6 protein-coding genes are annotated in these 7,769 nt (G+C 31.7%); all 6 read right to left on the bottom strand.

The features are described 5' to 3' along the window. On the bottom strand, positions 1–1,664 hold a 1,664-nt coding region (locus MR285_RS02400; RefSeq protein WP_293557656.1), incomplete at its 3' end, for an aryl-sulfate sulfotransferase. Next, positions 1,661–2,596: an FAD-dependent oxidoreductase gene (locus MR285_RS02395; protein ID WP_293557654.1), complete on the bottom strand. Its 936-nt coding sequence runs from the start codon at positions 2,594–2,596 to the stop codon at positions 1,661–1,663. The genes MR285_RS02400 and MR285_RS02395, both read right to left, overlap by 4 nt. A 9-nt stretch (positions 2,597–2,605) precedes the next feature. After that, positions 2,606–3,211, bottom strand: a complete 606-nt coding sequence (locus tag MR285_RS02390; protein ID WP_293557652.1) for a histidine phosphatase family protein — start codon at positions 3,209–3,211, stop codon at positions 2,606–2,608. Between the two features lie 109 nt (positions 3,212–3,320). Continuing rightward, a complete protein-coding gene (locus tag MR285_RS02385) occupies positions 3,321–4,931 on the bottom strand; it encodes a DNA mismatch repair protein MutS (RefSeq protein WP_293557650.1) in 1,611 nt (536 codons plus the stop codon). Between the two features lie 141 nt (positions 4,932–5,072). Continuing rightward, on the bottom strand, positions 5,073–6,014 hold the full coding sequence (locus tag MR285_RS02380; protein WP_293557648.1) for a D-2-hydroxyacid dehydrogenase: 942 nt from the start codon (positions 6,012–6,014) through the stop codon (positions 5,073–5,075). An 823-nt stretch (positions 6,015–6,837) separates the two neighbouring features. Continuing rightward, positions 6,838–7,769, bottom strand: a 932-nt coding sequence (locus MR285_RS02375; protein ID WP_293557647.1) for a nitronate monooxygenase, incomplete at its 5' end; no start/stop codon positions are given.

Genomic DNA, 7,769 nt, shown 5'->3' with positions numbered 1-7,769 from the left:
ATTTCGTATTTTTCTGCAAAGTCTTTATTTTTGTCGAGATCCATATAGTAACAGCTAACCTCTTTGAACTCTTCTTCGAGGAGCACTTGCATTACCTCCATAAGTGGTTCGCAATGAGAACATCTATCTGCACCAAAGATAATTATGGCTGCTTTTTGTGATTTTATCGTGTCGTCGAAATAATTTTGCATTACATATTTTATTACTGATTCATTTCTCTTGATTACTCTCTTGTTTTCTTCAAGGTCAACAACTGATTCAGATTCTTGTGAAAGTGGGTCTATATCGTTATTTAATTCGCTGCCATTTACATTTGTAACATCAACAGACTTGAAACTTCCCGCTCCTTTTAACTTGAAATAAGAAGCATCTTCAATCTCTTCAATTTCATTTTCACTGTCATCTACGCCGAGATAATCGTAGGGATATCTATAAACTCTGTAAATCATGTTATTTTTCAAGACATTTTCCGTAGTCGTCCTATAAGGGCAAGTCCATTGCCAAACTATTTCCTTTGAACGTGTGATTTCAATAACCATACCCTCTGTCGCAAGAGTTATTAGAGTATTGCCATTGGGAAGTCTTTGAAGATTTCCACCATAAGGCGAATAAAATTTGTAGCCATTTATTGGAATTGAAAAACCAAAATCCCTTGGATCTACGGACCAATTTACAGAAAGTGTAACAGGATTTATCTCTAGGATTCTCGAATAATTTCTAACAAAGGGAAGTAATCCTGACGGAGAAGTTAGCGTTGGCGAACCGTAGCCGCATCTTCCTCCATTGTCAAAAATCAAGAGATTGCCCTCGCCTTCTAAACCCTTTGGAATTATACTTGCAAAGGCAGAGCCAACTACTGGATCTACTTTTTTAAAGTCAGAAAAATTTGGTCCCAACTTGTAACAAATTCGCGACCTTTTTTTGTCAATTATTCCAATAATATTTGCCGCTCTCGCAGTAAACAAAATATTTTCGGGATGAAATCGTGGATCACCTTGATCATACCACTTGTTTTCGCCAATTGTGGAAATTGATGTTACGTCCAAATAATTTCCAAGAGGTTTTTCTGTAATCCTAAGATTTGGATTTCTGTATAAAACATTTTTTGCCTCTTCTGAAAATCCAAGTTGGTCAAAGTGTTCACTAAAGGAGAATTTCCAAATAATATTTCCCCTTTTGTCTACTTCTAAGATTACATCGTCAAGCAATGTCTTATCAGAAATTCTATTGTCCACAATGGCATCGTGAACTAATATAAGGGTATTGCCACCTTTGATGATTTTTTCGCCAGGATAATAATATCCAAGTGAGTTCCCCTCTCTTTGAAAATCAGAATGCGCCCTCGCCATCCACTTTGGTCTATAACCTCTGTCCTCTGTAAACTTAAATTTGTCGAAGTCAAATACAACTTTCCCATCCTTGTCAAATTCAAGTAATTTTATACCATCGCTGACTCCAAAATCTGATGACCTAAAAGAAGAAATACTCATAATGTTTTTATTTGGCAACATCTTAGCTGGCATGGGGTTCACAGAATACCTTTTAAGTTCAGTTCCGTCCATTTTTGTAATGAGTGCTCCGTCCTTTGCTGTTGAAATTAAATTTATGCCATTGTATGCCTTTTCTTTATTGTAGACTACAGTTCCTCTTGGATAAACTCTCATCTTACACCTCTATTTCTAATGTATCTCTCTGCATAAACAGTAGCCACAGCACCATCATTTGCTGCTGTAACAATTTGTCTGAGAGGTTTTTTTCTTATATCTCCCGCAGCATAAATTCCTTCCACAGATGTCCTCATGCAGTCGTCTGTTATGATAAAACCAAAATCATCTAAATCTAAATAATCCCTTACAAATTTTGAATTGGGACTCATTCCCGCAAAAATAAAAATTCCATCAGAAGTAACTCTAGTATTTGTATTATCAGATAAATCTAAAATGTCCAAACTATTTACTCTGTCGTCGCCGTAAATTCCCTCGAGTTTTGAGTGCCAAGTGTAAGAAATTTTTGGATTCTCTTTAATTTTTTTAACTTCCAGTTCATTTCCATCGAAATTTCCTTCTTCGTGAATAATAATCATGTTAATTGAGTTTGCAAAATTAGATAGATAATCTGCCTCTTCTAAAGCGAGATCCCCTGAACCCAAGATATGTATGTCTTTACCCTTAAAATAATCTGCATCACAAGTTGAGCAGTAAGACACACCACGACCAGCAAATTCAGTTTCGCCGGGAACATTTATCATCTTAGCATAAGTTCCCGTTGCAATAATAATTGCCTTTGCAAAAAATTCCCTTCGCCTCAAAGTAATAAGTTTAAAACCATTATTCACTTTTTCGATTTTTGAAACAGTTCCGTAAGCAAATTCATTAGTATTAAAACTTTCTGCTTGCTTTCTAAATTCATTTATCAAATCTCTACCAGAAATTTCTTTAAATCCTGGATAATTAATAATCTTAGGAGTGTCGTTAACTCTACCACCAAAGGAAAATTTTTCGATTACTAAAGTGTTTAAAAGAGATCTTCCCGCATAAATGGCAGCACTCAAACCAGCTACACCTGCACCAATTATAACTAAATCATAACTTTTCATTTAATCACCTCAAATAGAATCCACAGGATTTTGTGGCGCCTTTTTTATAATTTCAAACTTGCCATTGTGATAATCAGCTATGTTAAACTCGCCATTTCGCCTAACCCTATTTATCCAAAAATTTTCCATGGGAATATTCTCCATAATAGAAAACATAGCTACAATAGTAACTCCGTGAGCCACGACTAAAATAGTGTTGTCAAGTTCTGGATAAATAGCAAGCTCAAAAAATTTTTCCACACGCTTTCTAAGATCGTATAAACTTTCGCCATCAATGCGATTGTATCTATGTGGCTTATTAAAATAAAGTTTATGAAGCCATCTGTCGCTTATTTTAACATCTTTAATATTTTTGCCAGACCAATAACCTACGTCAATTTCGCGAAGGAGTGAGGTCTTTATAATATGTCTGTTGGGACAAATTAATTTTGCAGTATCGTAGGCACGGCCAAGATCAGAAGAATAAATTGCATCAAAGTGAATGTTCTTTGACTTCTCGTGAAGTGCCTTTCCCATCTCAATTCCTTCTTTAGTAAGTGGCGAATCATCTTGCCCTTGAATTATATTAAGTTTATTCCATTCAGTCTCACCATGTCTTGTAAAATAAATCCTCATACTACCCTCACAATCTATATAAAAAAATTCCTAATAATATTATATATTATTAGGAATAACAATTAAAGAAAGAAAAGATTACTTGTAAAGAACACTGAATTGATTCAGTTTATCTATCTTCCATTTTTTTTGAAAGAGTTCTTGCCTCATTGATTATTTCTTCTGGATAGTTTAGGCTATCCAAAATTGCTATGGCATTTCTCGTAGTTGCAGGTCCATCTTTTATTAAATAATCAAACTTTATGTCGCCATCTTCTATTTTTTCTTCAAAATGTTTGTTGTTAAAATAATCTTTCAATAAAATTGTAAGCTCAATGTCATGAGTTGCTGCCACAACGTAATTTTCCTTTGCCAAATATTTTAATGTCGATGTAGCAGATGCAATTCTATCAATAGTGTTAGTTCCTCTAAAAATCTCGTCTAGCAAAATTAACTTTTCTTCATCATCTTCTATCATCTCTATAATTGCCTTGGACTCTGCCATAAAATAGGAAAGATTTTTCATTATTGAGTCGCTAATGTCAATAGCCGATGTTACTTTAAGTGGCTTTATTTCAAATTTTTCACCAAAGAAAATGCCAAAACTAAGTGCAAAAACTGCATTTATGCCAATGGTTCTAAGATATGTCGACTTGCCAGATGCGTTAGAACCCGTTAAAATTATTGATTTTTCCAAATCCAAATCATTGGGCACAGCATCTTTTAATAATGGATTGTACAAATTTTTGCCACAAATTTTTTCACTAAAAATTGCATCTCCTGTATTATATGCTTTTTCAATGGAAATAATTCCTATTTCACAGTCGATTTTTCCCAAAAGATAATATAGTCTAAAAATTTCATCTTTATACTCTTTAAAGTATTTTTGCGACTTTGAAAATTTTCTAGCTTCCGATAAAAATAATACATTTTTGTAAGTTTCTGCAAAATCCATTTCCGCATTGCCAGTCAAAAATCCAAAGGACTTTAAAGTTTTCTTTAGTGGAGAAATTCTTTTTAAAATATTTTCTATCTCTTCTAATTCTTCTGTAAATACTTGGCTTTTATTTTTCATCAAATTTTCTGAAACAAATAAAATACTTTTAAACCTAACTAAAGTTTCTAATTTGCCAAGAGTTATGTTGTTAAATTTTTTATAAATGTAAATATTTATTCCAAGTAGGACAAGAATAAATAGCACTGACCCAGCTCTTAAAAAGATAAAAAGAATTAAAATATAAAGTGCTGTAAATGAAAAAATATTCGCCCCAATTTCAAGCTCTCTGTCTATTTTAACTTCTTCCTCAACTAAACTTAATACATCTTCTTTAAAAAATCCAATTTTACCAAGTTGAAACTGAAGGTCTAATAGCTCATCTTCATGTTTTTTATAAATATTTCTATTGTTTTGGGACTTTATCAACTCATCCTTATCTAAAATTAAATTTCTAAGTCTGTGATAAAAATATTCAAGTCCAAGCCTTGACACATTGTGATTAATTTTCTCTATAATTTTGTCAAAATTCAAATCATTGGCTGTAATTTCTGTTAAATTGCCGCCAATCCTTTTATGTAATCCGTCGATTTTTCCCTTAAATTTTTTTGAGTGAACCTTTCCAAATTCTTTTATTATTTCTTCTCTTAAAATTTTTTCATTTCTCACTTTTATATAATAATTGTAGAGAAAAATTATTGCAGAAAATACAAATAGTAAAATAATTGGTGCATAATAATCCTTCATATCCACCTCCCTCTTTAATATATTATAAAAAATCTTTAATTGCAATTACATTCTGCATAAAAAAACTGCCCACAATGTGAGCAGTTTTTAATTAATTTTAGTCTAAATTCTATATGCTACCTTAAATTAGCTATTATATTCTTATTTTCCGAAAAGTTCGTCAAAATTTCTTAGTACTACATGTCCAATATCGTCTTGAGCATCGATAGTAGAGCCACCAATGTGTGGTGTTACATAAAATCTATCTAGTTCAAATAATTTGCTTTCAACTGGAACGTCTTGAGTGTCAAGTCCGCCAGAGCCAAGTTCGTCAGAAAGTGTATCTAAGTTTGCTCCTCCTAATTTACCATTTTTAAGGTAATCATAAAGTGCATCTTCATTAATAATTCCACCACGTGCAGCGTTGATTATGCAAGCTCCATCTTTCATTTTTTCGAATTCATCACTAGAGAATAAATCCTTAGTGTCTGGAGTAAGTGGCATGTGAAGAGTGATAATGTCAGATTCTTTTACTATTCTATCAAAGTCAACAAGTTCAACATAATCTACTTTAATATCTTCTGGTTTTAAGAATGGATCGTAAGCAAGAACATTCATGTGGAATACATTAGCGATTTCTGCAACTCTTCTACCAATTGCACCAAAACCACAAATTCCTAAAGTTTTATTTCTAAGTTCTCTACCAATCCATCTGTATTTATTCCAAATTCCGCTCTTAACTTCATTTTGAGCTTGTACAGAATTTCTATAAAGATCTAACATTTTTGCAAAAACAAGTTCAGCAACTGCGTTTGCATTTTGTCCTGGAGAGTTTTTAACTGGAATATTCTTTTCCTTTGCATAGTCAAGGTCAATGTGGTTAGTTCCTGTTGAACCAACAAAAATTGCCTTTAAATTTTTAGCAGCATCAAGAACTTCTTTGTTTATGAATGGGTCAACTCTCATAAATAAGAAATCATAAGGTTCAATAATTTCTGCTAATTTTTCAGAAGTTGGAAGCATAACCTTGTCAAGTTCAATACCTCTTTCTTCAAGTCCTTTGTCAATAACATCTGACATATAATCTACCATTAACGCTTTCATTTACATCCTCCTTAAAATTTTATGTACTTTGTTACACCTATATTGTAGTTTAAATCAAAATCTTTTTCAAGCTCATTTGTAACCTTAATATAATTAACACTTTTTTTCAAAAAAACCCTTGCAAAATCGGTGTCTATTTACTTTAAGTTAATAATTTTGTCAAAAACTTTTTTGTTTTCTATATAGTTTTAATTTTTCAAATAAACTTAATTAGTCCATTCCTCACTACACTATACATTACCATAAATTTAAAGCCTAACATATTTCAAAATTCTTTTAAAATAGTTTAGTACAACAAAAACCTAGTACAATTTATATTCCAAATTTATATAAAAACTCTTCCTTTTGTAAAACTATAATCTTCTAAAACTACTGCATCACAAAGCATTTTATAAATAAAAATGAATTGGCAAACAATATCAACTATTTTCAAAAGTTTCCTTAAAATATATTTATAAACGAGTTAGTTCTAAATAAAAATTAGTGAAATTGCCAGTTAAAACAAGATATTATTTAATCTAGCTCTAAAAAACTATCAGAGAAAACACATCGTAGAGCACTTCAGATATAAGACAAATAATTAATCTAAACAAATTCTTTTTCTATTACAAGTTTTAAAAACTTTGTCAATAAAAAAAGTAAAAATAGAATATAAAAGTAATCCGAAGATTAAAATATTTTTTATAATATTCTTGCGTCTAAAAAATAGTAGAATTATCACATTTTATATATTATATAAACACCTATACAAAGACATTTTTAACTGACTTTAGCTTAATATTTAATATCTGATATTTTTATTATCTTCCTCTCTTTCTTTTAATTAATTTCTTTTAAAATTTCTCTTTAGCTCCTCATATTCCATCATTATATTTTCGATTATTTCTCCTACGCTCTCGATTTTATTTAGGTACTCAAATCCTTCACCTGCTAATACAGATCCCCATTCTACATCACCATCTCTTACAGCCTTTTTCCCTGAACCACGAGCATATTTTTCAAATTCTTCTTCCCCGAGATTATTAATTTCTACCTCCAAAAGTTTTTCTGCCAACTTATTTTTGTAACATCTTATTGGATGATTTGTTGTTATTCCAGTTACAATCGTATCTCTGTCATTTGCTTCTATTAAAACTTTTTTAAATTTTTCGTGGACTGGTGCTTCCTTTGATAACAAAAATTTTGTTCCCATTTGCACACCACTTGCTCCTAAAATTTCTGCCGCCAAAATATGTCTTCCCGTATAAATTCCGCCAGCAGAAATTACTGGGATTTTCACAGAGTCGCAAATTTCAGGAAGTGCAGGAAAAGTATTAAGTTTTCCAATATGTCCTCCTGCCTCTGCACCTTCAAATACGCAAGCAGTTGCTCCAAGACTTTCAACTTTTTGAGCCATTTTTTTATTTGCAATAATTGGAATTACCTTTAATTTGTTTTTTAACCAATAGTCAAAATACTTTTGAGGATTTCCAGCTCCACAAGTTATTATTTCAACGCCTTCTTCAACAACAACTTTATTTAGTTCTTCAATTTCTGGATGAATCATTACAAGATTTACACCAAAGGGTTTGTCAGTCATCTTTTTTATTTTTCTAATTTCATCTCTAACTTCATTGGGACTAAATCCACCAGTTGCAATCATGCCAAGACCACCGGCAATAGACACTGCACCAGCAAGCTCTGCTGTTGAAATATTTGCCATGGCACCCTGAAAAATTGGATATTTTATATTTAAAATCTCATTAATTCTCATAA

The organism is Peptoniphilus sp., from assembly GCF_022767005.1.
Classification (GTDB): Bacteria; Bacillota; Clostridia; order Tissierellales; family Peptoniphilaceae; genus Peptoniphilus_A.
This window is presented reverse-complemented; position numbering and strand designations above follow the sequence as displayed.

Excerpts from the sequence above, each read along its gene's own strand:
- MR285_RS02380 (WP_293557648.1), bottom strand. The coding sequence starts at position 6,014 with ATGAAAGCGTTAATGGTAGATTATATGTCAGATGTTATTGACAAAGGA.
- MR285_RS02385 (WP_293557650.1), bottom strand. The coding sequence starts at position 4,931 with ATGAAGGATTATTATGCACCAATTATTTTACTATTTGTATTTTCTGCA.
- MR285_RS02390 (WP_293557652.1), bottom strand. The coding sequence starts at position 3,211 with ATGAGGATTTATTTTACAAGACATGGTGAGACTGAATGGAATAAACTT.
- MR285_RS02395 (WP_293557654.1), bottom strand. The coding sequence starts at position 2,596 with ATGAAAAGTTATGATTTAGTTATAATTGGTGCAGGTGTAGCTGGTTTG.